Below are 26,660 nucleotides of genomic sequence, written 5' to 3'. Positions count from 1 at the left end.
GCAAGCGGGTTAATCACCGCCCGCAGGTTTTCCCGTGACCAATCTCAACCAGCCTGAATCGCCCAAACCGGCCATCCGCAGCGTGCTGATTTCGCTGATGCTGGCGATCTTTCTCGGTGCGCTGGACCAGACCATCGTCGCCGTATCGATGCCGGCCATTTCCGCGCAATTCAAGGACGTCAGCCTGCTGGCCTGGGTGATTTCCGGGTACATGGTGGCGATGACCGTGGCCGTGCCGATCTACGGCAAACTGGGCGACCTGTACGGGCGGCGCACGTTGATGTTGTTCGGCATGGGGCTGTTCACGATTGCTTCGTTCTTCTGCGGCATGGCCCAGAGCATGGAGCAACTGGTGCTGGCGCGGATTATTCAAGGCATCGGCGCTGGCGGGATGATTTCGGTCAGCCAGGCGATCATCGGGGACATCGTGCCGCCCCGCGAACGCGGTCGCTACCAAGGTTATTTCAGCAGCATGTACGCGGTGGCCAGCGTCGCCGGCCCGGTGTTGGGCGGCTACATGACCGAGTACCTGTCGTGGCGCTGGGTGTTCCTGATCAACTTGCCATTGGGCCTTGGCGCGTGGCTGGTCGCCCGGCACACGCTGGTCGGGTTACCGGTGCCGCAGCGCAAACCGGTCATCGACTACCTTGGCACACTGCTGATGATCATCGGGCTGACGGCATTGTTGCTCGGCATCCTTCAAGTCGGTCAGGGTCATTCGTGGCGCAGCGCTGAAGTGCTAGGTTTGCTCGGGTGCGCGGTGCTCGTCCTGGCCCTGTTCGTCTGGCATGAACGCCGTGCGCGCGAGCCTTTGTTGCCCATGCACCTGTTTGCCAACCGCAATGCGATCCTGTGCTGGTGCACGATTTTCTTCACCAGTTTCCAGGCCATCTCGCTGATCGTGCTGATGCCGTTGCGCTTCCAGAGCGTCACCGGCGCCGGGGCCGACAGTGCCGCGCTGCACCTGCTGCCGCTGGCGATTGGCTTGCCTGTCGGCGCCTATTTCGCTGGGCGCCGAACCTCGGTGACCGGGCGCTACAAGCCGATGATCCTCGGCGGCGCCATTCTCATGCCGGTCTCGATCATCGGCATGGCGTTCACCCCGCCACAAGCGGTGATCCTCAGCAGTGTGTTCATGCTGCTCTGCGGTATCGCCTCTGGCATGCAGTTTCCGACGTCATTGGTCGGAACGCAGAACTCGGTGGAACAACGGGACATTGGCGTCGCGACCAGCACCACCAATCTGTTCCGCTCTTTGGGTGGCGCGGTGGGCGTGGCGTTGATGTCGGCGCTGTTGCTGGCGTTGCTGCAGGATTCGAGTTTCGCCCACATGGCCGGCTCGACGCTGATTGCCGAAGGCAGTTCCGGCAATGTCTTGCTGGATGGCTTGAATGCCGCACCGGGGGAAGCGCAAAACGCCTTGCGCGCGGAACTGCTGTTGACCTTCAGGCACTTGCTGCTGGTCAGTGCGGCGGTGTCGCTGCTGGGGCTGGCGGCGGCGATTGCGATGCCGAACCAGGTGTTGCGGGGGCGCGAGGATAAAGTTCGGTAGATACACCAGGGCGCGGCCATCGCTGGCGAGCCAGCTCCTATAAAACCGACGCGCACCCTGTGGCAGCTGGCTTGCCAGCGATGGCGTCGGTACCAACAACCCACAATCAAGGGCTGTAATAACCAACCGCCACCAGAAAGTGCCCGACCTTTTTCAGGTACGCATGCTTGTCTTCTACCTTGCCGGTCACCGGGTTTTTCCAGCGATAGGCGTATTCGCCGTAATCCTGTTTGGCGATCAACGCGAGGATCGGCTCGCCCACCGGCTTGCCTTCCGGGTCGTTGATCTTGCCAAAATCAGTATTGATCAAGCGCAGGTTGGTGCCATGAGCGACATAACGCCGGCTATTCACGTCGACGACAAACACATACAGGTCATCCTGCAAATAACCGCCCTTGAGTGAATTGATCGCCGTCAGCGTGCCCTTTTCATCCTTCGCCAGATCGGTGGCCGCTTTGTTGAGCAACGCCATCGCCTGTTCCGCCGAAGCCCGCGGCAGGTAGTAACCCACCGCCAGAATCCGCTGGCCGACACGCTGATAGAACACATGTTTGCGCTCGATCTTGCCGTCTGACCAGTTCTGCCAGCGATATTCGGCCTGCTGGATGCCATTGCCTTCCGGCACTTTCAACGCGTCCTTGAAGGCTTTCTGCAAGTCAGGCCCGAGCACGTCGGACACGTCGCGGCCGATCAACGCGGACGACGGTCCGCCGCTGGCGAGCATCTTGCCATTGGTGTCGAGCACGAACACATAACGATCCTTGTCGACGAATTCGCCCTGACGACTGAACGCCGCAAACGCCTTGTCACCATTGTCGTGGTAATAGGCCAGGGCTTTTTCCAGCAGGGCCTTGGCGGCCTGACTGTCATCCTTCTCGGTGCCGGCAGCTTGAACCTGACCCAGGCACAGCAACAGCGTCGCGCCCAGCAGCGCCAACTTATGCAAAACCCCCATTGCCCATCCCTCGCTCTTATCGGTGTTTCAAGAGCGTAGACGGCAATGGGGGCATGGATGGATATTCAGCGAACGCAATCTGCAAAAGGGTATTGCAGCGGATTACCGGGCCTTCACCTTCAAGGCTTGGTTCGCAGCTGCTGCTGCAAATTCTGGATCTGCGCCTGAAGGGTGTTGAGGTTGCGAGTGACCTGGCTACGGAACGCGTCAAATTCGGCGGTGCTGGACGTGCCGGCCGGGCGGTTATCCTGCTCGCTTTTGAGGACGATCATGTCCTGCTCCAGGCGTTCGATAGCCGCACTCGGATTGCCTTGTTTTTTCAGCGCAACGATGTCAGAGCCGAGGCTTTTCAACTGGGCGTCGAATTTATCGCCCTCCGCCGGGGCGCTTTTCAGCGTGGCCAGTTCGCTGTTCAAGGCTTTGACCTGGGCCTGCAATTGCGTATTGGCGGTCTGGTGCTCGGTGTCCAGGGCCGTGAGTTGTGCCAGGCGTTTATCCAGATCCGTGGTCTGCGCGGTCATTTGCGCCAGGCGCTTGTCCAGGTCGGTGGTCTGGCCGACCACACCTTGCTGCTGCTTGCCCTGATCGAGGAGCTGGGTTTCCAGCTGCTTGATCTGCTGTTTCAGCGCTTCGCTGTCGCTGGTGACGTTGGTCTGGCTGGCAACTACCTTGCCGGAAATGTCCTGCAAGCGCCCCGCCGCATCCTCGCTGATGCGCGCGAAACTTTCCTGGGTCGCCACCAGTTGCTGCTCCATCAGCGAAATCTGCTGAAAGCTCCACCACGCAAGACCGGCGAACGCAAAGAACAAAGCGCCTACCAATGCCCATAACGGACCGGTGCTCGCCGCCTTGACCTTGGCCACCGTTGGCGTGCGCGAATGCACGGCGGTGCGGGTGGTGGGCACAAAGTCATCGTCGTCGAGACTGTCGGCACGCAGGCTCGGTACATCGTCGAAGTCGTCGTTGGCATCGTTACGCATGGGCATTGAGGCAACCTTTATGGAACGTGGTATGGCTTGATGCGGCGCAGTATAAACCGGTCAGCCGCATCGATTGACCCTGTACCCCACTCACCGTTCAGTAACGGGATTTTTCAGCGGATGTCCTGAGCCTTCCACCAGCCGCAGAATTCGTCGAGGGCGGCCCAGAGGCCGACTTTCGGATCGTAGTCCAGATAATGCCTCGCGCGACTGATGTCCAGGGTGAAGCTTTTGTTCATGACTTGCATGCCAAGGCGCGACAGGGTCGGCTCGGGGCGTCCCGGCCACAGCTTGCACACGCCTTCGTTGAGCGCCGCCACGCTGTAGGCCAGGCCGTAAGAGCGGTAGCGAGTCACCTGTGGGACGTCCATTTTGCGCATGACGTAATTGACCACGTCCCACAACGGAACCGGCGTTCCGTTGCTGATGTTGTAGGCCTTGCCCAGCGCCGATCCGCTGGCCAGCAAACTGCTGAGCAACGCCTCGTTGAGGTTTTGCACGCTGGTGAAATCCACCTTGTTCAGGCCGTTGCCGACAATGGCCAGTCGACCTTTACGCTGCATTTTCAATAGCCGCGGGAAGATGCTCATGTCGCCGGCACCCGTCACGAAGCGCGGGCGCAGGGCCAGGGTTTCGAGGCCAAATTCCTGGGCACCGAAGACCTTTTGCTCGGCAAGGTATTTGGTCGCGGCATAAGGGTGTTTGAAGCGTTTGGGCACCTGTTCTTCGGTCAGGCCGAGGTGATCGCGGCCGTCGAAGTAGATCGACGGCGAGGACAAATGCACCAGCCGTCGCACCCGCTGCTTCAGACAGGCTTCGACCACGTTTTCGGTGACCTGCACGTTGCCCAGATGAAAATCCTGATAACGGCCCCACACGCCGACAGCCCCGGCGCAATGCACCACCGCCTCGACATCGGAACACAGATCACGCACCAGTTCCGGGTCGCTCAAATCGCCAGGTATGAACTCGGCACCCCGGCGCACCAGGTGTTCGACGCTTTCGGCCCGGCGCCCGTTGACCCGCACGTCCAGGCCCTGCTCCAGGGCGAAACGCGCAAAGCGTCCGCCAATGAAGCCGCTTGCGCCGGTGACCAGAATTTTCATGTAGTACTCCACAGGAGCAGCTGCGAGCTTCAAGCTTCAAGCTGCAAGTTAAAACGGTACGCAAGCTCTTCACTTGCGGCTTGAAGCTTGACGCTCGTAGCTGCCCCTAAGCCACCAACCATTGCCTGGACGAGCGCACCAATTGATCGGTCAGCAACCCGAGCAACTGACCGCCATTGCGCCAATGATGCCAGTACAGCGGCACATCGATGGGCTTATCTGGCAAAAGCTCGCGTAAAACCCCGCGTTCCAACTGATCGCGGACTTGCAACTCAGGCACCAGCCCCCAGCCAAGTCCAGCTTCGGTCAGGCGAATGAAGCCTTCGGACGACGGGCATAAATGGTGTTCGAAACCGCCGTCAACGCCGAGGGATGCGAGGTAGCGATGCTGTAGGAAATCGTCCGGGCCAAACACCAGCGCCGGGGTTTTCGACAGCTGATCAGCGCGAACGCCTTGAGGAAAATGCCGGGCGATAAACGCCGGGCTGGCCAACGCGCGATAGCGCATCGCGCCCAACAGGACACTGCGCGCGCCCGCCACCGGACGTTCGCTGGCACAGACACACGCCGCCACCTCGCCCGCGCGCATGCGCTTGAGGCCAACGGTCTGGTCCTCGACCACCAGATCGAGCAACAGGTGTTGTTCGGCGCAAAACTCACCGACCGCTTCAGCCCACCAAGTGGCGAGGCTGTCAGCATTCAGGGCGATGCGCAGACGCTCTGGCAGGCCCTCTTCGTCCAGCGCCGGGACCAGCGTCTGCAGATCGCGCTCAAGCAAGCGCACTTGCTGCACATGGTTGAGCAGGCGCCGACCGATTTCCGTAGGAGCCGGCGGTGTGACGCGCACCAGCACCGGTTGGCCGACCCGCGCTTCCAGCAGTTTGATGCGCTGGGAGATCGCCGATTGCGACAAGCCGAGTACCTGCGCGGCGCGTTCAAAACCGGCTTGCTCGACTACCGCAGCCAGCGCAGAAAGCAACTTATAGTCGAACATCAGTTTTCCTAATGAGCGATCAGCATGATTGGTTTTTCTTATACAGGTTAGCAGCGGAGAATGCCCGCAAGAACTCTTGAGCAAGGATCACTGACATGGCTGGCGAAACTTCTTTGGCGACATTGCTGCGCAGCATGAGCCCGCAACTGAATGCCGGCGAGTATGTGTTCTGCACCTTGCCTGACGGGCAGTTGCCGTTGGATCTGGAGGTCGTCGGCAGCTTTCGCGAGCAGGAAGGTCTGACGGTGATCCTGCAACGTTCCCACGCCGAACAGGCCGGTTTCGACTTCGACTACGTGGCTGCCTGGATCACCCTGAACGTGCATTCGGCGCTGCAAGCCGTCGGACTGACGGCGGCGTTTGCCACGGCATTGGGTCAGGCCGGAATCAGCTGCAACGTGATCGCCGGTTACTACCACGATCATTTATTCGTCGGTCAAGCCGATGCCGAGCGCGCCATGCAAGTGTTGCGCGATCTGGCAGCGAACGCGGAGTAGGACCTATGTGGCAAAGCTACGTGAACGGCCTGTTGGTGGCCGCGGGGCTGATCATGGCGATCGGCACCCAGAACGCTTTTGTGCTGGCCCAGAGCCTGCGGCGTGAACATCACCTGCCGGTGGCGGCACTCTGCGTGATCTGCGATGCGCTGCTGGTGGCGGCCGGTGTGTTCGGTCTGGCGACCGTGCTGGCGCAAAACCCGACGTTGCTCGCCATCGCTCGCTGGGGCGGTGCGGCATTTTTGCTCTGGTACGGCAGCCTCGCACTGCGTCGCGCCTGCTCGAAACAAAGTCTGCAACAGGATGAAAGCCAGACGGTACGTTCCCTGCGCGCGGTGATGCTAAGTGCGTTGGCGGTGACATTGCTCAACCCGCACGTTTATCTGGATACCGTGTTGCTGATCGGCTCCCTTGGTGCCCAACAGACCGAGCCCGGGGCTTATGTGGTCGGTGCGGCCAGTGCATCGCTGCTGTGGTTTTTCACTTTGGCGCTGGGCGCTGCGTGGCTGGCGCCGTGGCTGGCCCGGCCGAGTACGTGGCGGATTCTCGATTTGCTGGTGGCGGTCATGATGTTCACCGTAGCCGGGCAGTTGATCCTCGCGTCCTGATTATTCCAAAAGGCTCTGGAACCTCTATTCCACACAGTTGTTGCGTGGTTATGCCGCACCCCCGGTGCTATGATCCGGTTCGATGCGCCGCAAAGAGTACAAACTCCCCGGCGCTTGTCCGGCCGCCCGTGATCGGCCTTGCGACCACCGCAACTGACCTGATTAGGAGAATCATCATGGCTTTCGAATTGCCGCCGCTGCCTTACGCACACGATGCCCTGCAGCCGCACATCTCCAAGGAAACCTTGGAATTTCACCACGACAAGCACCACAACACCTACGTCGTGAACCTGAACAACCTGGTGCCAGGCACCGAGTTCGAAGGCAAGACTCTGGAAGAGATCGTCAAATCTTCCTCGGGCGGTATCTTCAACAACGCCGCTCAAGTGTGGAACCACACTTTCTACTGGAACTGCCTGGCACCAAACGCCGGCGGTCAACCAACCGGCGCACTGGCTGAAGCGATCAATGCTTCCTTCGGTTCGTTCGACAAGTTCAAAGAAGAATTCAGCAAAACCTCCATCGGCACCTTCGGTTCCGGTTGGGGCTGGCTGGTGAAAAAGGCGGACGGTTCCCTGGCCCTGGCCAGCACCATCGGCGCCGGCAACCCGCTGACCAGCGGCGACACCCCACTGCTGACCTGCGACGTCTGGGAACACGCTTACTACATCGACTACCGCAACGTTCGTCCGAAGTACGTCGAAGCGTTCTGGAACCTGGTCAACTGGAAATTCGTGGCTGAGCAGTTCGAAGGCAAAACCTTTACTGCTTAAGATCGACACCAGTCAAAAAACCCGGCTTTTGCCGGGTTTTTTTATGGAGCGCCGTTCCACTGTAGGCAATCGAGGTATTGCAGAGTGCTGATATCCGACAATGAAACCAGCATTAAGCCCCTTGCCCCAACGCCACAGACGTCTAACATCAACGAAAAGGAAAATATGTCCACCCCCCCCTCAAGTTGAAGGACTCCACTACCGACACAGTACTAATTGGGCAAAAACTCCAGGCAACAGCATTTCGGCCAAGCCACAGGCGAATTCCCCTGTGATTGATTGTCCCTTTGACTGCCATCACGGGATTGCCAATACTCATGGCAACTTGATGCTACCTGCACGGAACAAGGAATGACTCTTTGAAGCTGGAACTCAAGAACAGCTTGTCGGTGAAGTTGCTCCGGGTCGTGCTCCTGTCGGCATTGATCGTCGGCGTGGTCTTGAGCTGCGCGCAGATCGTTTTCGATGCCTATAAAACACGCCAGGCAGTAGCCGGTGATGCGCAGCGCATCCTCGACATGTTCCGCGACCCCTCGACCCAGGCCGTCTACAGCCTGGACCGCGAGATGGGCATGCAGGTTATCGAAGGTCTGTTTCAGGACGACGCTGTGCGCCAGGCCTCCATTGGCCATCCCAACGAAGCCATGCTCGCGCAAAAGTCCCGCGACCTGCAGCACTCCAGCAGTCGCTGGCTGACCGACCTGATTCTCGGCAAGGAACGTACCTTCACCACCCAATTGGTGGGCCGTGGCCCCTACAGCGAATATTACGGCGACCTCAGCATCACCCTCGACACCGCCACCTACGGGCAAGGGTTTATCGTCAGTTCGGTGATCATCTTCATTTCCGGGGTATTGCGCGCCCTGGCCATGGGACTGGTGCTGTATCTGGTCTATCACTGGCTGCTGACCAAGCCGCTGTCGCGGATCATCGAGCATCTCACCGAAATCAACCCGGACCGGCCCAGCGAGCACAAGATTCCGCAGCTCCGGGGACACGAAAAAAACGAACTGGGTATCTGGATCAACACCGCCAACCAGTTGCTCGAATCCATCGAGCGCAATACCCACCTGCGCCACGAAGCGGAAAACAGCCTGCTGCGCATGGCCCAGTACGATTTCCTCACCGGTCTGCCGAACCGCCAGCAATTACAGCAACAACTGGACAAAATCCTCGTCGATGCCGGCAAGTTACAGCGTCGGGTCGCGGTGCTGGTAGTCGGTCTCGACGACTTCAAGGGCATCAACGAACAGTTCAGCTACCAGACGGGCGACCAACTGTTGCTGGCTCTGGCCGATCGACTGCGCGCCCACAGCGGTCGCCTTGGCGCCCTCGCCCGCCTCGGCGGCGACCAGTTCGCTCTGGTTCAGGCCGATATCGAACAACCTTATGAAGCGGCCGAACTCGCCCAAAGTATTCTCGATGACCTGGAAGCAGCGTTCGCCCTCGATCATCAGGAAATCCGCCTGCGCGCCACTATCGGCATCACCCTGTTCCCCGAGGACGGTGACAGCACCGAGAAGCTGCTGCAAAAGGCCGAGCAGACCATGACCCTGGCCAAGACCCGCTCGCGCAACCGTTATCAGTTCTATATCGCCAGCGTCGACACCGAAATGCGCCGTCGTCGCGAACTGGAAAAAGACCTGCGCGACGCCCTCACCCGAGATCAGTTCTACCTCGTCTACCAACCGCAGATCAGCTACCGCGATAACCGGGTGGTGGGCGTCGAAGCGCTGATTCGCTGGCAGCATCCCGAACACGGGCTGGTACCGCCGGACCTGTTCATCCCGTTGGCCGAGCAGAACGGCACCATCATTGCCATCGGCGAATGGGTGCTGGACCAGGCCTGCAAACAATTACGCGACTGGCATGACCAGGGCTTCACCGACCTGCGCATGGCCGTAAACCTGTCCACCGTGCAACTGCACCACGCCGAGCTGCCGCGAGTGGTCAACAACCTGCTGCAGATGTACCGCCTGCCACCACGCAGCCTGGAACTGGAAGTGACCGAGACCGGCCTGATGGAAGACATCAGCACCGCCGCCCAGCACTTGCTGAGCCTGCGTCGTTCCGGTGCGCTGATCGCCATTGATGACTTCGGCACCGGCTATTCGTCCCTGAGTTACCTGAAAAGCCTGCCGCTGGACAAGATCAAGATCGACAAGAGCTTCGTCCAGGACCTGCTGGATGACGACGACGATGCGACCATCGTTCGGGCGATCATTCAGCTGGGCAAGAGCCTGGGCATGCAGGTTATTGCCGAAGGCGTGGAAACCGCCGAGCAAGAGGCCTACATCATCTCCGAAGGCTGCCACGAAGGTCAGGGCTACTTTTACAGCAAGCCGCTGCCGGCGCGGGAATTGGGCGTCTACCTGAAACAGGCCCAGCGCAGTAATGCCGCCATTTTGTAGCAACACTGTAGGAGCGAGCTTGCTCCTACAGAAAGCACATCTCCCCGCCTGAATAAGAAATATTTCCAAGCACAACCCTTTACACATAATGCGAAAGATTTGCATTATGTCGCAGTTTTGCGCGCTTGCTGCGCTATACCACCCCCTCTCGAAGCAGGATGTTCGCCATGATTCGTATGCCTCTGGCTACCGCCAGTCTGTTGGCCATCGCTATTTCCCTCGCCGGTTGTGGCGAAGGCAAAGACAAAGCTGCTGCTCCAACGCCGACGCCAGCCGCCACCACGACGGCACCGGCTGCTGCACCTGCGAGCGCCGCCGCTGATGGCAAAGTCGATGAAGCGGCGGCCAAAGCCGTTGTCGCGCATTACGCCGACGTCGTCTTCGCCGTTTACAGCGATGCCGAATCCACCGCGAAGAAACTGCAAACCGCCGTCGACGCCTTCCTTGCCAAGCCGAACGCCGACACCCTGAAAGCCGCCAGGACTGCGTGGATCGCCGCTCGCGTTCCTTACCTGCAGAGCGAAGTGTTCCGCTTCGGCAACACCATCATCGACGATTGGGAAGGTCAGGTGAACGCCTGGCCACTGGACGAAGGTCTGATCGACTATGTCGACAAATCCTACGAGCACGCACTGGGTAACCCGGGCGCCACCGCCAACATCATCGCCAACACCGAAGTTCAGGTCGGCGAAGACAAGATTGACGTAAAAGACCTCACGCCGGAAAAACTTGCCAGCCTGAACGAACTGGGCGGTGCCGAAGCCAACGTCGCCACGGGCTACCACGCCATCGAATTCCTGCTCTGGGGCCAGGACCTGAACGGCACCGGCCCTGGCGCTGGCAACCGTCCCGCATCGGACTACCTGGAAGGCGCCGGCGCTACCGGCGGTCACAACGATCGTCGCCGTGCCTACCTGAAATCCGTGACCCAACTGCTGGTCAGCGACCTGGAAGAAATGGTCGGTAACTGGAAGCCGAACGTGGCCGACAACTACCGCGCTACCCTGGAAGCCGAACCGGCCGAAACCGGCTTGCGCAAAATCCTCTTCGGCATGGGCAGCCTGTCCCTGGGCGAACTGGCGGGCGAGCGCATGAAGGTTTCCCTGGAAGCCAACTCTCCGGAAGACGAACACGACTGCTTCAGCGACAACACCCACAACTCGCAGTTTTACGATGCCAAAGGCATTCGTAACGTGTACCTGGGCGAATACACCCGCGTCGACGGCACCAAGATGACCGGCGCCAGCCTGTCGTCCCTGGTGGCCAAGGCCGACCCGGCTGCCGACACAGCACTGAAAGCCGACCTGGCCGCCACCGAAGCCAAAATGCAGGTCATCGTCGATCACGCCAACAAGGGTGAGCACTACGACCAGTTGATCGCCGCCGGTAACACCGCGGGCAACCAGATCGTCCGCGACGCCATCGCTTCGCTGGTCAAGCAGACCGGTTCGATCGAAGCCGCCGCCGGCAAACTGGGCATCAGCGACCTGAACCCGGACAACGCTGATCACGAGTTCTGATCAACGCTGGCCGAATAAAAAGGCGACCTTCGGGTCGCCTTTTTATTAGCCCGAACGCCGATCAAAATGTGGGAGCGGGCTTGCTCGCGAAGGCGAAGTAACCTTCACCATCATGGCGACTGACCTACCGTTTTCGCGAGCAAGCCCGCTCCCACAGGGATCAAAGCAGGCAAGAAACGCTGCCGGCATCAACCAAACGATAATTCCTCTTATTCAAACTCCCCTGTCCTGTTAGACTTTGCGCCCTTGTTTTGCTCGTCTTGCAGGATGTCTGATGCCCTCGCTGCTTCTTCGCTTGTCCGCACTGTTGCTGGCCCTGGGCCTGAGTGCCTGCGATGATGCCCCGCGTTTCACCAAGGCCGAACCCGGTGAAGCCCGGTCCGGTGGCAGCGCGACCGTGCGCAAGACTGATCAGAACGCCTTCTCCCTGCCGTCCGCCAACCTGCCGCCCTCCCGGCGCGTGGACTTCAGCGTCGGCAACAGCTTTTTTCGCAACCCCTGGGTGATCGCGCCGTCGACCACCACCGCCAGGGACGGCCTCGGACCGTTGTTCAACACCAATGCCTGCCAGAACTGCCACATCAAGGACGGTCGCGGTCATCCGCCTGAGCCTGGTGCGGTGAATGCCGTGTCGATGCTGGTGCGTCTGTCGATCCCCGATGCACCGGCTTACGCCAAAGTCATCGAACAGCTCGGTGTGGTTCCAGAGCCGCTCTACGGTGGGCAATTCCAGGACATGGCCATCCCCGGCGTGGTCCCGGAAGGCAAGGTGCGGGTCGATTACACGCCGCTGCCGGTGCGTTTCAAGGACGGCACCGAGATAGAGTTGCGCAAACCCGGCCTCAACATCACTCAACTGGGTTACGGCCCGATGCACCCCGAAACCCGCTTCTCGGCCCGCGTCGCGCCGCCGATGATCGGCCTTGGCTTGCTCGAAGCCATTCCCGACGAGGCGATCCTGGCCAACGCCGAGGCGCAGGCAAAAGACAACAACGGCATCGCCGGGCGACCGAACCGGGTCTGGGATGACGTCCAACAGAAAACCGTCCTCGGACGCTTTGGCTGGAAGGCCGGGCAGCCGAATCTCAACCAACAGAACGTTCACGCGTTCTCCGGTGATATGGGCCTCACCACCAGCCTGCGCCCGTTCGATGACTGCACCGATGCGCAAACTGCGTGCAAGCGAGCCCCGAACGGTAACGGCCCGGAAGGCGAGCCGGAAGTCAGCGACAACATTTTGCGACTGGTTCTGTTTTATAGCCGCAACCTCGCGGTCCCGGCCCGGCGCGACGTCGGCACGCCGCAAGTGCTGGCCGGCAAGAATCTGTTTTTCCAGGCCGGCTGCCAGTCCTGCCACACCCCGAAATACACCACCGCCGCCAACGCGGCAGAACCTGAATTGGCCAATCAAGTGATTCGCCCTTACAGCGATCTGCTGCTGCATGACATGGGCGACGGCCTTGCCGACAACCGCAGTGAATTCCAGGCCAGTGGCCGCGATTGGCGCACTCCGCCGTTGTGGGGCATCGGTTTGACGCAGGCGGTCAGTGGCCACACCCAGTTCTTGCATGACGGCCGCGCCCGCAACCTGCTCGAAGCCGTGCTCTGGCATGGCGGCGAAGCCAAAGCGTCGCAGCAACAGGTTTTGTCTTTCAATGCCGAGCAGCGGGCTGCGTTGCTGGCGTTTTTGAATTCCCTTTAATACGCGTTAAATCAGCGGGAGCCTTACATGTTCCGTCCCAAGTTGTTGTTCACCAGCCTTGCCGCACTCGCCCTCGGCGCCTGCTCGCCGCAGGATCCGCAGGCCGTCACTTCGGCCGCCATCGCCAAGTCGGTGATTTTGCCGACCTACACGCGCTGGGTTGAAGCCGACCGACAGTTGGCCGTCAGCGCGCTGGCCTATTGCGAAGGCAAGGAAAACCTCGACACCGCCCGCGCCGATTTCCTGCACGCGCAGAAAGCCTGGGCCGAGCTGCAACCGCTGCTGATCGGGCCGCTGGCCGAGGGCAATCGCGCCTGGCAGGTGCAGTTCTGGCCGGACAAGAAAAACCTCGTCGGCCGTCAGGTCGAGCAACTGGTCACCGCCCAGCCGCAGATCGATGCCGAGGCGTTGGCCAAGTCCAGCGTGGTGGTTCAGGGCCTGTCCGCGTACGAATACATCCTCTTCGACAGCAAGCCCGACGTGGCCAACGACGCGCAGAAAGCCAAATACTGCCCGCTGTTGAAAGCGATTGGCGAGCGCCAGAAACTGCTGGCTGAAGACATTCTGAAAAGCTGGAACAGCACCGACGGCATGCTCGCGCAGATGAGCAAGTTTCCGAACCAGCGCTACGCCGATTCCCACGAAGCGATTGCCGATCTGCTGCGCGTGCAGGTTACCGCCCTCGACAGCCTGAAGAAAAAACTCGGCACGCCGATGGGCCGTCAGACCAAAGGCGTGCCGCAGCCGTTCCAGGCCGATGCATGGCGCAGCCAGTCGTCCCTGACCGGCCTCGAAGCCAGCCTCGCCGCCGCCAAAACGGTGTGGGAAGGCGTGGACAACAAAGGCCTGCGCGGTCTGTTGCCGAGCGAGCAGAAACCCCTGGCCGACAAGATCGACGCTGCTTATGCCGCGTCGCTGAAACTGTTCGCCAGCAACCAGCGCTCGCTGGCGGAAATGCTCAACGACGATGCCGGTCGCCAGCAACTCAACGATCTCTACGACAGCCTCAACGTCGTCCATCGCCTGCACGAAGGCGAACTGGCCAAGGCGCTGGGCATCCAACTGGGCTTCAACGCCAACGACGGTGACTGATGAGGGCGAGTGCCATGCTGCGAAGACAGGCTCTGACGTTAGGCAGTTTGCTGCTGGGAGCAGTGACGCTGGGCGGCTGGACGCTGTTCAAGCAAAAGGACAAGAGCCCGCTGCTGCTCTCGGCGCGGGACGATGGCGACGGCAAGCATTACGCCGTCGGCTATCGGCTAGACGGCACGCGGGTGTTCGCCACCGAGGTCGGTCAGCGCTGCCACGACATCATCAACCACCCGACGTTGCCGATCGCACTGTTCGTCGCCCGGCGCCCGGGCACCGAAAGTTACCTGATCGACCTGCGCGACGGCACGCTGCTGCAAACCGTGGTCTCGCGGCCGAACCGGCATTTCTACGGTCACGCGGTGATTCACCACAGTGGTGACTGGCTGTACGCCACCGAGAACGACACGTCCGATCCGGGTCGCGGCTTGCTCGGTGTATACAAGTTCGAAGGCGAGCGCCTGGTGCACAGCGGCGAGATTTCGACGCACGGCATCGGTCCGCATCAGGTGTCGTGGATGCCCGATGGCGAAACCCTGGTGGTGGCCAACGGCGGCATCCGCACCGAGGCGGAAAGCCGGGTCGAGATGAACCTCAATGCCATGGAACCGAGCCTGGTGCTGATGCAGCGCGATGGCACGCTGCTGAGCAAGGAAACCCTCGCGCAACCGATGAACAGCGTGCGCCACCTGGGAATTGCCAGCGACGGCACCATCGTCGCGGGTCAGCAATTCATGGGGCCGTCCAACGAATCGTCGGAGCTGCTGGCGATCAAGCGTCCGGGCCAGCCGTTCGTGGCGTTCCCGGTGCCCGAACACCAATTGCAGGCCATGGGGCATTACACCGCCAGCGTCGCGGTCCACAGTGACTTGCGCCTGATTGCGTTGACAGCGCCACGCGGTAACCGCTTTTTCATCTGGGACATGGACAGCGGTGAAGTGCGCCTGGATGCGCCCCTCCCCGATTGCGCCGGCGTCGGTGCGGTGGCGGATGGTTTTGTCGTGACCTCCGGTCAAGGCAGATGCCGGTACTACGATTGCCGCCAGACAAACCTTGTTGCAAAACCGCTGGACCTGCCGGCAGGCCTTTGGGATAACCACCTGCACCTCATGGAATAACAACGCCGCTCCTGCGGAACGCATACCCCTGTAGGAGCTGGCTTGCCAGCAATGGCGTTCTGAATCACCGCAATATTCAACGGGCCCATCGCCAGCAAGCCGGCTCCTACAGGTTTTGCGTTGGCCTGTGAAAAGTGCCAGTTGGAATACCCTGCGCACTCAGAGTAATGTGCCCGACTGTCTCACCTGATTTTCTCCAAGGAAGTGGAAATATGCTGCGTCGCCGCATGCTGATCATGTTGGGTATCGTTCTGCTGACCGTGCTGGTACTGGCCGGTTATAAAGCCTTCTCGATCTATACGATGATCCAGGGCTTCACCGCGCCGAAACCACCGATCAACGTTGCCGTGGCCACCGCCACCGAGCAACCGTGGCAGCTGCGTCTGCCCACGGTGGGCACGCTGAAAGCGCTGCAAGGCGTCGACCTGAGTCTTGAAATCGCCGGCACCGTCACGGCTCTGCAGTTCGAATCCGGGCAGAAGGTCAAGGCTGGCCAGCCGATCGTGCAACTCGACACCGGCGTGGAAAGCGCCTTGCTGGAAACCGCGCAAGCCGACCTCGGGCTGGCCCAGGTGGATTACAGCCGCGGCAGCCAGTTGGTGGGCAGCCAGGCCATTTCCAAAGGTGAGTTCGACCGCCTCTCCGCCGTGCTGAAAAAGAACAAGGCGACGGTCAGTCAGCTCAACGCATCCCTCGCCAAAAAGCGCATCCTCGCCCCCTTCAGCGGCACCATCGGTATTCGTCAGGTCGACGTCGGCGACTACCTCGCCAGCGGCACCATGATCGCTACCCTGCAAGACCTCAGCAGCCTGTATGTCGATTTCTTCGTACCCGAGCAGTCGGTGCCGAAGATCGGCATCGGCCAACCGGTGCAGATCATCGTCTCGGCGTATCCGGCACTGACCTTTCCCGGCAGCATCAGCGCGATCAACCCGAAAGTTGAAAACAGCACCCGCAACGTTCAGGTCCGCGCGACCCTGGCCAACCCCGACGGCAAACTATTGCCCGGGATGTTCGCCAGCCTGCAAGTGATGTTGCCCGACCCGCAGCCGCGCATCGTCGTGCCGGAAAGCGCAATTACCTACACGCTGTACGGCAATTCGCTTTACGTCGTCGCGCAGAAGAAAACCGAAGACGGCACCGTGGAAAAAGACGCCAAGGGCGAACCGATCCTGATCGCCGAGCGCCGCTTCATCGAAACCGGCGAACGCCGCGACGGTGTGGTAATGATTACCAAGGGTCTGCAGAACGGCGAAAAAGTGGTCACTGCCGGCCAGATCAAACTGGACAACGGCGCGCACATTGCCATCAGCGATGACAAGACTTTAGCCGAGAAGAACAGCCCGCCGCGCGCGGACTGATCAAGGAATCCCCATGGCTTTTACCGACCCGTTCATCCGCCGCCCGGTGCTCGCCTCCGTGGTCAGCCTGTTGATTGTCCTGCTGGGCTTCCAGGCCTGGAGCAAGCTGCCGCTGCGCCAGTATCCGCAAATGGAAAACGCCCTGATCACGGTGACCACCGCGTATCCCGGGGCGAATGCCGAAACTATCCAGGGCTATATCACCCAGCCGATGCAACAGAGCCTGGCGAGTGCCGAAGGCATCGACTACATGACCTCGGTCAGCCGCCAGAACTTCTCGGTGATCTCGATTTACGCGCGCATCGGCTCCAACAGCGACCGTTTGTTCACCGAGCTGCTGGCCAAGGCCAACGAGGTGAAAAACCAGCTGCCCCAGGACGCCGAAGACCCGGTGCTGAGCAAGGAAGCCGCCGACGCCTCGGCGCTGATGTACATCAGCTTCTTCAGCAAGGAGCTGAGTAACCCGCAAATCACCGACTACCTGTCACGGGTCATCCAGCCCAAACTCGCCACCCTGCCGGGCATGGCCGAAGCCGAGATTCTCGGCAATCAAGTGTTCGCCATGCGTCTGTGGCTGGACCCGGTGAAGCTCGCCGGTTTCGGCCTGAGCGCCAGCGACGTGACCAACGCGGTGCGCCAGTACAACTTCCTCTCCGCCGCCGGCGAAGTGAAAGGCGAGTACGTGGTCACCAGTATCAACGCCAACACTGAACTCAAATCCGCCGAAGCCTTCGCCGCGATTCCCCTCAAGGTCGATGGCGACAGCCGCGTGCTGCTCAGCGATGTCGCGCGGGTGGAAATGGGCGCGGAAAACTACGACACCATCAGTTCGTTCGGCGGCACGCCGTCGGTGTACATCGGCATCAAGGCTACGCCGGGCGCCAACCCGCTGGATGTAATCAAGGAAGTGCGCAAGATCATGCCGGACCTTGAGGCCCAACTGCCGCCGAACCTCAAGGGCGAAATCGCCTACGACGCCACGTTATTTATCCAGGCGTCGATCGACGAAGTGGTGAAAACCCTGTTCGAAGCCGTGCTGATCGTCATCGTCGTGGTATTCCTGTTTCTCGGTGCGTTGCGTTCGGTGGTGATCCCGGTGGTGACGATTCCGCTGTCGATGATTGGCGTGATGTTTTTCATGCAGATGATGGGCTACTCGATCAACCTGCTGACCCTGCTGGCGATGGTGCTGGCCATTGGGCTCGTGGTGGACGACGCCATCGTGGTGGTGGAAAACATCCACCGCCACATCGAGGAAGGCAAGACGCCGATGGATGCGGCCCTCGAGGGCGCCCGGGAAATCGCCATGCCGGTAGTCTCGATGACTATCACGCTGGCGGCGGTCTATGCGCCCATCGGATTTCTCACCGGCCTCACCGGTGCGCTGTTCAAGGAGTTCGCCCTGACCCTGGCCGGCGCGGTGGTGATCTCCGGCATCGTCGCCCTGACCCTGTCGCCGATGATGTGCGCCTTTCTGCTGCGCCACGAAGAAAACCCCAGCGGCCTGGCCCATCGCCTCGACCGGATTTTCGAAGGACTCAAGCGCCGCTATCAACGCATGCTGCACGGCACGCTCAATACGCGCCCGGTGGTGCTGGTATTCGCGGTGATCGTGCTCTGCCTGATTCCGGTGCTGCTCAAGTTCACCAAGTCGGAACTGGCGCCTGATGAGGATCAGGGCATCGTCTTCATGCTGGCCAACGCCCCACAACCGACCAACCTCGATTACCTGAACACCTATACCGATGAGTTCATCTCGATCTTCAAGGCGTTTCCCGAGTATTACTCGTCGTTCCAGATCAACGGGTTCAATGGCGTGCAGTCGGGCATCGGCGGCTTCCTGCTGAAGCCGTGGAACGAGCGCCACCGCACGCAGATGGCGATCCTGCCCGATCTGCAGAGCAAGCTCGAAAGTATTCCCGGGCTGCAGATTTTTGGCTTCAACCTGCCTTCTCTACCGGGGACCGGCGAGGGTCTGCCATTTCAATTCGTGGTCAATACCGCCAACGATTACGAATCGCTGCTGCAAGTGATGGACCGGATCAAAAAACGCGCGATGGAGTCCGGCAAGTTCGCGTTCGTCAACGTCGACCTGGCCTTCGACAAGCCCGAAGTCGTGGTGGATATCGATCGCGCCAAAGCCGCTCAGATGGGTGTTTCAATGCAGGACCTGGGCGGCACACTGGCGACATTGTTGGGTGAGGCGGAGATCAACCGTTTCACCATTGAAGGTCGCAGCTACAAAGTCATTGCGCAGGTCGAACGGCCGTTCCGCGACAACCCCGACTGGCTGAACAACTACTACGTGAAGAACACCAAAGGCGAATTACTTGCCCTGTCCACGCTGATCACCGTCACCGACCGGGCGCGACCACGGCAGCTGAACCAATTCCAGCAGCTCAACTCGGCGATTCTGTCCGGGGTGCCGCTGGTCAGTATGGGTGAGGCCCTCGATGCCGTGCGGCAAATTGCGCGGGAAGAGGCGCCAGCCGGTTTTGCTGTCGACTACGCCGGTGCATCGCGCCAATACGTGCAGGAAGGCAGCGCGCTGTGGGTGACGTTTGCCCTGGCCCTGGCGATCATTTTCCTGGTGCTGGCGGCGCAATTCGAAAGTTTCCGTGATCCGCTGGTAATTCTGGTCACCGTGCCGCTGTCGATCTGTGGCGCGTTGATTCCGTTGTTCCTCGGCTGGTCGAGCATGAACATTTATACCCAGGTTGGCTTGGTGACGCTCATCGGTTTGATCAGCAAGCACGGGATCCTGATCGTTGAATTCGCCAATCAGCTACGCAAGGACAAGGGCCTGACACCGCGCGAAGCGGTAGAGGAAGCGGCGGCGATTCGTCTGCGCCCGGTGTTGATGACCACGGCAGCGATGGTGTTCGGCATGGTGCCGTTGATCATTGCCACGGGGGCGGGTGCGGTCAGCCGGTTCGACATCGGCACGGTGATCGCTACGGGGATGTCAATCGGAACGTTGTTCACGCTGTTTGTGTTGCCGTGCGTGTACACGTTGCTGGCAAAACCCGATAAACCCGAGCCTTACCCATAACGCTTATGGGAGCCGGCAAGCCAGCTCCTACGGGGTGTAGCGCCAGCCGTGAGACATAGAAAAAAAGGCCTCGCATTTTGCGAGGCCTTTTATTTGGGCTTCAGTCGGGTCAACTCTGCGGCCTCATTCCTTGAGAAAGTCCGAACATGAACAGCAATAAATCATGATCAGGCTGGGTTGCAACGGACGCCCGCGCAACCCGCGGCATTGGACAACGCGCGTCCCCATTCACCGAACTGAGGACCTGCGTGCGGGGCTGCTCCCAAGCAGCCACCGCCAGAGAAGCAACTGCCAAGGCTCCTATCAGAAACAAACCTCGCGCAATTTCGAGTTTCATTGCTATAAACCTTTGATAGCGCTGCCAAACGCTGTCTCATAAAAGTAGACGAGTTTCTTCCAGTCTGCCGTGCTGAACGACGAATGGCGACGCAGCTGCAACAAGTCATGGGAGGCGGCGCTACGGGCGGTCAACCGCTGGCGGCATTTCTCCAGATCGATAAACGCAACGTCGACAGTGGCCGCCTCACCTTCACCCGTTACTCGGACAAAGACGTGCTTGGGGTAGATGCAACTGTGCTGCCACCGGCCCTTGTGCATACGCGCCAGATTGTCGGCCAGCTCCTTCAATACGCGATCATGCACCGCCTCACCGAGACGCTCGCGGCCGCCGCCCGCGTACCAGTGCTGAATTTCCTCGAAGCCGTCGAGTGCCTTGGTCACGAGCAACGCGCGCCACTTATGCACCGGATCACGCTGCGCTCCACAGAAAACCAGTTCCGGAACACCCACGCCGATCCGGCTCAACCCGATCAGTGCATCTTGCTCGCGCAATACCGTTGGTCGACCAAACGGATGCAGCCAACTGCGATAAATATGCCCGGTCTGACGCTTGGCGTAGAACAGTTGCCCATCGGCGTCCTTTACGCGCTGCACACCACTTTCACCACCGCGACGGACATTGGGTTCTTCAACCCATTCACCGTGCTGATTCCAGTAAAAGTCGAAACGATCCTGCGAAGCGACATCCGTATCTGATGCGTATTGCACTGCCATTGTTCTACCTCTTGCGTAATACATAAACTCGCCACATGGCATAGAGCGGGATGAAGTCCAATTGTTCCTGGATACGAAATCCCGCCTGCTCAAATTCCTTTTCAACCGTAGCAGCCGGTAACACAAATCTGTTCTGGTAACCTTCCTCCCCACGCCGCTTCTCTGAACGCTTGCGTTTCCAGGCTTTGAAATTGCCATCAACCCACAACGACAGGATCACGCTGTCGCGGCTGACGCGCTCGAACTCTCGCAAAATGGCCAATCGATACTCGGCCTCACCAATGTGGTGCAGCAGACGCATGCAAAAAATGCTGTCGACGGCGTTATCTGGCAAGGCAATGTCGAATGCAGAGGCGTGCAAGGGTTGTATCCGTTTTACGACTTCGGGAGGTTGTGCCTGCATCGCAATCTTGATCATGGACTCGGAGTTGTCCGCACCGATGATCACGCGATTGTGCTTTTGCGCCAGCAATGGCCAGAAACGCCCGGCGCCACAGGGTAAATCAAGGACCAGGCCAGGCTCACCGGCCAGCGCCAACGCCTTGCGCGCAAGCTGCTCTTCACGCCAGTGGGACAATCGGCGACCAACGCCTTCCTGATGTTTGCGCAGGTATTTCTGAGCGTGTTGATCGTCATACTTTTCGGAAAAATCGAGTTTGATTGGGGAGGTCATCATCAAAGACTCCTGAACGCTGAATGACGACCACGATAGGGCGCGTCTTGTCAGCGTCAGGTAATACCTTTGTGAAAAAACCGTCATGTAAAACCCGGATTTATTTCAGGGTTTTACAGGACAGCAAAGATGGCGGGGGGCCAGCGCTGCTCAACAGATCGATCAGCCCACACTGGATGAACCGAGCTCCACCTGAAAACGACAGCCATTAGGCTCCATGTTGGTCAGACTGACGCTCCACCCCTGGTTTTCACAAATCCGTTGCACCAGCGACAGGCCCAGCCCGAGACCTTCGCCGCGCTTTTCACTACCGCGCACGAACGGTTCGAACATCGCTTCGCGTTTTTCCTCGGGAATGCCCACGCCGCTGTCTTCGACCCGAAAACCCGTGGCCGTCAGGGTAAGACGAATGAAGCCCCGTTCGGTGTAATGCAGGGCATTGCGCAACAGGTTGCCCATAACGGCATGCAGCAGGGTAGCGTTGTAGCAGGTGCCGGCCGGGTTACCCGGGTCGAACACCAGCGAAAGCCCTTTGGTCTCAATCGGTTCGCGCCACAGGCCGAGCAAACCCTTGGCGATCTGGACCAGAGATTGTTGCGGCGCCATCCCGGCGTCTTCGCGCTGGGCTCGAGCGAGCATCAGAAAGGTTTGCACCAGCTCTCGCATTTCTTCGCAGGCACGGGCGATTCGCTCGACCTGAGCCCGTCCGCGCTGGTCGAGGCCGGGATTTTCCAGCAGCAGCTCACAGGAACTCGCCAGAACCATCAACGGCGTGCGCAATTCGTGACTGACGTCACTGGTGAACAAGCGTTCCCGGGTCAACGCCTGGCGCAGGCGTCCGAGGGTGGCGTCGAACGCCACGGCCAACTCCCCCACTTCATCGGCGGCATAGTCCGGTGCCAGCGGTGGGGCCAGCCCCAGCAACTGGTCGCGGTGGCGAACCTGTCGAGCCAGTCGCACCACGGGCGCCATTACTTTGCGCGCCAGAATCCAGCCCAGGAAAACCGCCAGCGCCAGACTCAGTACGAAGCCCACCAGCACCACGGCGAACAACACCCGCTCACGCTCTTCGAAGTCGCTCTGGTCCTGCAGCAGTACGTAACGCCGGCCATCGACGACCTCGACCATCGCGTGATAGGACAGCTGCTCGCGGAACACTTCATGGAATCCCGGCTCGAGATTGCGCAGGTCCTTAGGCAACTCGAAATCGCCCGGCCCTGCGCTGAAATAGAACAGCTGGTCCGGCTCGGGGCGGTGACTCCAGTCCGTGACACTGTCCATCAGCAGCAGGCGTTGCAAATCGCCGCCAAGGCCCGCCGAAATCAGTTTTTCTTCCACCAGATGCACGGTCGCGACAATGCCCATGGCGAAAGCACCCGCGACCAGTGCGCTCATCAGCGCAAAGGCAATGATGATCCGTTGAGCGAGGCTCTGTTTAAACTCCATCACGGCCCTCGGCCAAGCGATAACCCACGCCGTGCACGGTTTGCAGCAACGGTTTGGCGAACGGTTTGTCGATCACCTGGCGCAATTGGTGGACATGGCTGCGCAGGCTATCGCTGTCCGGGCAATCATCGCCCCACAGGGCCTCTTCGAGAATTTCCCGTCGCAGGACGTGCGGGCTCTTCTGCATCAGCACGGCGAGCAACTTCAGGCCTACCGGGTTGAGTTTCAGCAGTCGACCTTCGCGGGTCACTTCCAGGGTATCGAGGTCGTAGTTCAAGTCGCCGACCTGCAAAGTGCGACGACCGCCGCCCTGCGCCCTACGCATCACTGCTTCGATCCGTGCGGCCAGTTCAGACAGGGCAAACGGCTTGATCAGGTAATCATCGGCGCCGGACTTGAAGCCTTGCAGGCGGTCGTCCAGTTGATCGCGCGCGGTGAGCATGATCACCGGCGTGTCGCGACGGGCGTCTTCGCGCAGGCGTTTGCACAGGGTGTAGCCGTCGATGCCGGGCAACATGATGTCGAGCACGATCAAGTCGTAGTGCTCGGTGGCTGCCAGGTGCAGGCCCGACAAACCGTCCTGTGCGCAATCCACGGTGTAGCCTTTGAGCCCCAGGTAATCGGCCAGATTGGCCAGGATATCGCGGTTGTCTTCAACCAATAGAATTCGCATGGGCACCTCCTCCGTACACAGTAACGGCCGTCTTGGCCCGCGCAGCTTAAGGCCAAGTGTGACTCACCGCCAGCACCGGCAAGTGCCGGGATTCGTTCCATCCGCCAAATGAAGGGGATAACGAGTTTTTCACTATCGATTCACAACCTGACTACAGTAGTCGGAGGACACTCTCGCGCAATTGCAACCAAGGAATGTATACACATGGAGTTTTTAAAGACTGCCCCGATGCGTTTTCTATTACTCGTCACTGGCACCTGGCTGGTGATTTTCTTTCTGACCCGAACGGCTCTGCTGCTCGCTCATCTGGACGAGGCAGGCAGTGGCGTACTGTGGGTCTTCGCTACAGGTTTGCTTTACGACCTGGGCTTCATTGCCTACGCGGCACTGCCCATGGGTCTCTACCTTTTGCTATGCCCGCCGGCCTTGTGGCGCCGCCGTGGTCATCGCTGGCTCCTGCAGGGACTGCTGACCGTCAGCCTCTTCGCCATGTTGTTCACTTCGGTGGCCGAGTGGCTGTTCTGGGACGAGTTCGGCGTGCGCTTCAACTTCATCGCCGTTGACTACCTGGTGTATTCCGACGAAGTGTTGAACAACCTGCTGGAGTCCTACCCGATCGGTACGCTGCTGAGCATGCTCGCGGTGCTGGCCATCGCCTTGAGTTTCGCCTTGCGCAAACCGTTCAATAACGCGCTGGATGCGCCACTGCCACCGCTGCGCCAGCGCCTGCTGAATGCACTCGGGCTGCTGATCATCACGGGCGGGAGCCTGCAATTACTCAGTCAGGACTCACCTCGTGCCCAAGGTGGCAATGCCTACCAGAACGAACTGGCGAGCAATGGCCCGTATCAATTCTTCGCCGCCTTTCGCAACAACGAACTGGACTACCCGCAGTTTTATAGCAGCCTGCCGCCCGCCGTGGTTGGGCAGCAGATTCGGGCAGAGCTGGACGAACCCAATTCGCGCTTTATCGGTGAGGATCCGCAAGACATCCGGCGGCAGATCGATAATCCGGGAAAAACCCGTAAACCTAACATTGTGCTGGTGACCATCGAAAGTTTCAGCGCCAAGTACATGGGCAGCAACGGCGACACGCGCAACCTCACACCCAATCTGGATGCGCTACGCAAGCAGAGCCTGTATTTCAGCAATTTTTACGCCACCGGCACCCGCACCGATCGCGGTCTGGAGGCCATTACCCTGGCGATCCCGCCAACACCCGGGCGCTCGATCGTTAAACGCGTGGGTCGTGAAAGCGGTTTTGCCAGCCTGGGTCAGCAACTCAGCGCCGTGGGCTACGACAGCGTGTTCGTTTATGGCGGGCGCGGTTACTTCGACAACATGAACGCATTCTTCAGTGGCAACGGCTACCGGGTCGTCGACCAGAGCAGCGTCGATGAAGCGCAGATTCACTTCAAGAATGCCTGGGGCATGGCCGATGAAGATCTCTACACACAGACACTGAAACTGGCCGACGCCGACTACGCGAAACAACAGCCATTCCTGCTGCAACTGATGACCACGTCTAACCATCGCCCCTATACCTACCCGGATAACCGGATTGATATTAAGTCCGGCAACGGTCGCGACGGTGCGGTGAAGTACACCGACTATGCCATCGGTCAGTTCCTTGACCAGGCGCGTAAAAAACCGTGGTTCGACAATACGCTTTTCGTTTTCGTCGCCGACCACACAGCCGGCAGCGCAGGCAAGGAAGACTTGCCAATCGACAACTATCAGATCCCTCTGTTCATCTACGCCCCCAAGCTGATCGAAGCCCGCGAGACCGCTCAACTGGCGAGCCAGATCGATCTTGCGCCGACCTTGTTAGGGTTGCTGAATCTCGATTATGAATCGACGTTCTTCGGGCGTAACCTGTTGCAGGATAATCCGCTGCCGCCACGGGTGGTGGTTGGCAATTATCAACATCTGGGATTGTTTGACGGCAAGGATCTGGCGATTCTGAGTCCGCGCCAAGGACTGCGCCGTCACGATGAAGCGCTGACCGAGAGTCGAGAGTCACAGGCGACCGCCAGCGATCCACTGGTTACCCGCGCAATCACGTATTACCAATCGGCCAGTCATGGCTTCAAGCAACAGCTACTTGGCTGGAGGGCGCCCAAGGAGGGCACCGACCAAGTTAGTCAACGTTAACCGAATGGCCCCGGGCTGATGCCCCGGGGCTGGTTCTATCCTCAGGATTCAACATGTCATCATCCGCCGTCCGCCCCGCCTCGCGACCTCTCAACTTATGGATGTGCCTGGGGGTTCCCGCCGTTGCAGCCATTATTCTGCTGCTACTCGAACTGACGTCCCTGGACATGGACCTGGCCCAGCTGTTTTATGACCCGGCCGCTGGAGACTTTATCGGACGCCACAGTTACTTCCTCGAAGACATCCTGCATGACCGCGCCAAGCAATTGGTCATCGCCTTCTCGGTGTTCGCCATCATCGGCTTCATCGGCTCTTTTTTCATCGAGAGGCTCAAGCCTTTCAAGCGGGAATTGGGCTGCCTGGTGCTGTCGCTGGGCTTGGCGACGTCCTTTGTCACGCCGATGAAAGCAGTGACTGCGGTTCAATGCCCGTGGAGCCTGGAGCAATTCGGCGGTCATGAAACCTATAGCGAACTGCTCAGCCCTCGCCCTCCTACCGACAAACCAGGGCGTTGCTGGCCCGGCGGCCATGCGGCAACCGGGTTTACGTTATTTGCGCTGTTCTTTGTGTTGCGCGATCGACGTCCGCGTCTGGCACGCAAAGCATTTATCTTTGCGTTCGCCCTGGGCACGGTGTTTTCCGTGAGCCGGATGATGCAAGGCGCGCACTTTTTCTCGCACAACGTGTGGACGGCGATTTTCTGCTGGTTGATTTGTCTGGGGTCGTATTACTACATCCTGTATCGACCGGCTTCGAAGGCTGAACGCGTTACCAAGGCTGAACCGGTCGGCGTTTGAAACATAGATTAAATGTTTATGTTGCAACGCGACTTGGGATATTCAGGTTGAAGTATTGGGTACTGGGTTGTGTACATATCCGTTTTTTGGGCGATGGCCGCTATTAGTTTCTCCATCACCCAAATAACGGATATACCCCTCCAAAG

At 59.7% G+C, this 26,660-nt stretch carries 22 protein-coding genes; 13 read left to right on the top strand and 9 right to left on the bottom strand.

The annotated features are described in order from the left end of the window. Positions 1-34 precede the first annotated feature (34 nt). A complete protein-coding gene (locus ACYZT4_RS26935) occupies positions 35-1,552 on the top strand; it encodes an MDR family MFS transporter (RefSeq protein WP_461984127.1) in 1,518 nt (505 codons plus the stop codon). A gap of 106 nt (positions 1,553-1,658) precedes the next feature. Here ACYZT4_RS26935 and ACYZT4_RS26930 read toward each other — a convergent pair whose 3' ends face one another. From ACYZT4_RS26930 to ACYZT4_RS26915, 4 genes are all read right to left on the bottom strand, one after another. Continuing rightward, positions 1,659-2,507 (bottom strand): cache domain-containing protein, encoded by an 849-nt coding sequence (locus tag ACYZT4_RS26930; protein WP_461984125.1) that lies wholly within the window; start codon positions 2,505-2,507, stop codon positions 1,659-1,661. Positions 2,508-2,626: 119 nt separating this feature from the next. Further along, positions 2,627-3,493 (bottom strand): ATPase, encoded by an 867-nt coding sequence (locus ACYZT4_RS26925; RefSeq protein ID WP_461984124.1) that lies wholly within the window; start codon positions 3,491-3,493, stop codon positions 2,627-2,629. Between the two features lie 107 nt (positions 3,494-3,600). Next, positions 3,601-4,593 (bottom strand): NAD-dependent epimerase/dehydratase family protein, encoded by a 993-nt coding sequence (locus ACYZT4_RS26920; protein WP_461984122.1) that lies wholly within the window; start codon positions 4,591-4,593, stop codon positions 3,601-3,603. A 106-nt stretch (positions 4,594-4,699) separates the two neighbouring features. Continuing rightward, entirely contained in the window at positions 4,700-5,587 is an 888-nt protein-coding gene (locus ACYZT4_RS26915; RefSeq protein ID WP_461984120.1) for a LysR family transcriptional regulator ArgP, read from the bottom strand. Between the two features lie 95 nt (positions 5,588-5,682). On the opposite strand from ACYZT4_RS26915, the gene ACYZT4_RS26910 reads away from it, so the two are divergent. The 10 genes from ACYZT4_RS26910 (at position 5,683) to ACYZT4_RS26865 (ending at position 19,718) form a co-directional block, all read left to right on the top strand. After that, entirely contained in the window at positions 5,683-6,084 is a 402-nt protein-coding gene (locus ACYZT4_RS26910; RefSeq protein WP_461984118.1) for an ACT domain-containing protein, read from the top strand. Positions 6,085-6,089: 5 nt separating this feature from the next. Continuing rightward, entirely contained in the window at positions 6,090-6,692 is a 603-nt protein-coding gene (locus ACYZT4_RS26905) for a LysE/ArgO family amino acid transporter (protein WP_461984116.1), read from the top strand. Between the two features lie 176 nt (positions 6,693-6,868). Then, a complete protein-coding gene (locus ACYZT4_RS26900) occupies positions 6,869-7,465 on the top strand; it encodes a superoxide dismutase (protein WP_420646239.1) in 597 nt (198 codons plus the stop codon). Positions 7,466-7,824: 359 nt separating this feature from the next. After that, on the top strand, positions 7,825-9,876 hold the full coding sequence (locus ACYZT4_RS26895) for a putative bifunctional diguanylate cyclase/phosphodiesterase (RefSeq protein WP_461984114.1): 2,052 nt from the start codon (positions 7,825-7,827) through the stop codon (positions 9,874-9,876). 167 nt (positions 9,877-10,043) lie between these two features. Further along, complete coding sequence (locus ACYZT4_RS26890) at positions 10,044-11,396, top strand: imelysin family protein (protein WP_461984112.1); 1,353 nt, start codon at positions 10,044-10,046, stop codon at positions 11,394-11,396. A 274-nt stretch (positions 11,397-11,670) separates the two neighbouring features. After that, the gene (locus ACYZT4_RS26885; protein WP_461984110.1) at positions 11,671-13,098 is read left to right on the top strand and encodes a di-heme oxidoreductase family protein; all 1,428 of its coding nucleotides are present in this window, start codon (positions 11,671-11,673) and stop codon (positions 13,096-13,098) included. Between the two features lie 27 nt (positions 13,099-13,125). Further along, on the top strand, positions 13,126-14,190 hold the full coding sequence (locus ACYZT4_RS26880; protein ID WP_461984108.1) for an imelysin family protein: 1,065 nt from the start codon (positions 13,126-13,128) through the stop codon (positions 14,188-14,190). Positions 14,191-14,204: 14 nt separating this feature from the next. Further along, the gene (locus ACYZT4_RS26875; RefSeq protein ID WP_461984106.1) at positions 14,205-15,305 is read left to right on the top strand and encodes a DUF1513 domain-containing protein; all 1,101 of its coding nucleotides are present in this window, start codon (positions 14,205-14,207) and stop codon (positions 15,303-15,305) included. Between the two features lie 212 nt (positions 15,306-15,517). Beyond that, on the top strand, positions 15,518-16,666 hold the full coding sequence (locus ACYZT4_RS26870; protein ID WP_461984104.1) for an efflux RND transporter periplasmic adaptor subunit: 1,149 nt from the start codon (positions 15,518-15,520) through the stop codon (positions 16,664-16,666). A 13-nt stretch (positions 16,667-16,679) separates the two neighbouring features. Beyond that, positions 16,680-19,718 carry a multidrug efflux RND transporter permease subunit gene (locus ACYZT4_RS26865; RefSeq protein WP_461984102.1) on the top strand — a complete coding sequence of 1,013 codons (3,039 nt, stop codon included), beginning with the start codon at positions 16,680-16,682 and terminating at the stop codon, positions 19,716-19,718. A 109-nt stretch (positions 19,719-19,827) separates the two neighbouring features. On the opposite strand, the gene ACYZT4_RS26860 is transcribed toward ACYZT4_RS26865, so the two are convergent. The 5 genes from ACYZT4_RS26860 to colR all read right to left on the bottom strand — a co-directional run bounded on the left by ACYZT4_RS26860 (position 19,828) and on the right by colR (position 23,563). Beyond that, a complete protein-coding gene (locus ACYZT4_RS26860; protein ID WP_461984101.1) occupies positions 19,828-20,055 on the bottom strand; it encodes a hypothetical protein in 228 nt (75 codons plus the stop codon). Positions 20,056-20,057: 2 nt separating this feature from the next. Next, complete coding sequence (locus ACYZT4_RS26855; RefSeq protein ID WP_461984099.1) at positions 20,058-20,771, bottom strand: lipopolysaccharide kinase InaA family protein; 714 nt, start codon at positions 20,769-20,771, stop codon at positions 20,058-20,060. Between the two features lie 4 nt (positions 20,772-20,775). Next, on the bottom strand, positions 20,776-21,444 hold the full coding sequence (locus ACYZT4_RS26850) for a class I SAM-dependent methyltransferase (RefSeq protein WP_461988820.1): 669 nt from the start codon (positions 21,442-21,444) through the stop codon (positions 20,776-20,778). Positions 21,445-21,606: 162 nt separating this feature from the next. Continuing rightward, on the bottom strand, positions 21,607-22,890 hold the full coding sequence (locus tag ACYZT4_RS26845; protein WP_461984097.1) for a sensor histidine kinase: 1,284 nt from the start codon (positions 22,888-22,890) through the stop codon (positions 21,607-21,609). Next, a complete protein-coding gene (gene colR / locus ACYZT4_RS26840) occupies positions 22,880-23,563 on the bottom strand; it encodes a two-component system response regulator ColR (RefSeq protein WP_128872610.1) in 684 nt (227 codons plus the stop codon). The genes ACYZT4_RS26845 and colR overlap by 11 nt, the downstream gene beginning before the upstream one ends. Before the next feature lie 204 nt (positions 23,564-23,767). Between colR and ACYZT4_RS26835 the strand changes: the two genes are divergently transcribed. Together ACYZT4_RS26835 and ACYZT4_RS26830 are read left to right on the top strand one after the other, a co-directional pair. Beyond that, positions 23,768-25,717, top strand: coding sequence for an LTA synthase family protein (locus ACYZT4_RS26835; RefSeq protein ID WP_461984095.1), 1,950 nt, complete (start codon positions 23,768-23,770; stop codon positions 25,715-25,717). A 53-nt stretch (positions 25,718-25,770) separates the two neighbouring features. After that, the gene (locus ACYZT4_RS26830; RefSeq protein WP_461984093.1) at positions 25,771-26,514 is read left to right on the top strand and encodes a phosphatase PAP2 family protein; all 744 of its coding nucleotides are present in this window, start codon (positions 25,771-25,773) and stop codon (positions 26,512-26,514) included. Positions 26,515-26,660: the final 146 nt, after the last annotated feature.

The sequence above is a fragment of the Pseudomonas sp. GB2N2 genome, assembly GCF_054897705.1.
This window is presented reverse-complemented; position numbering and strand designations above follow the sequence as displayed.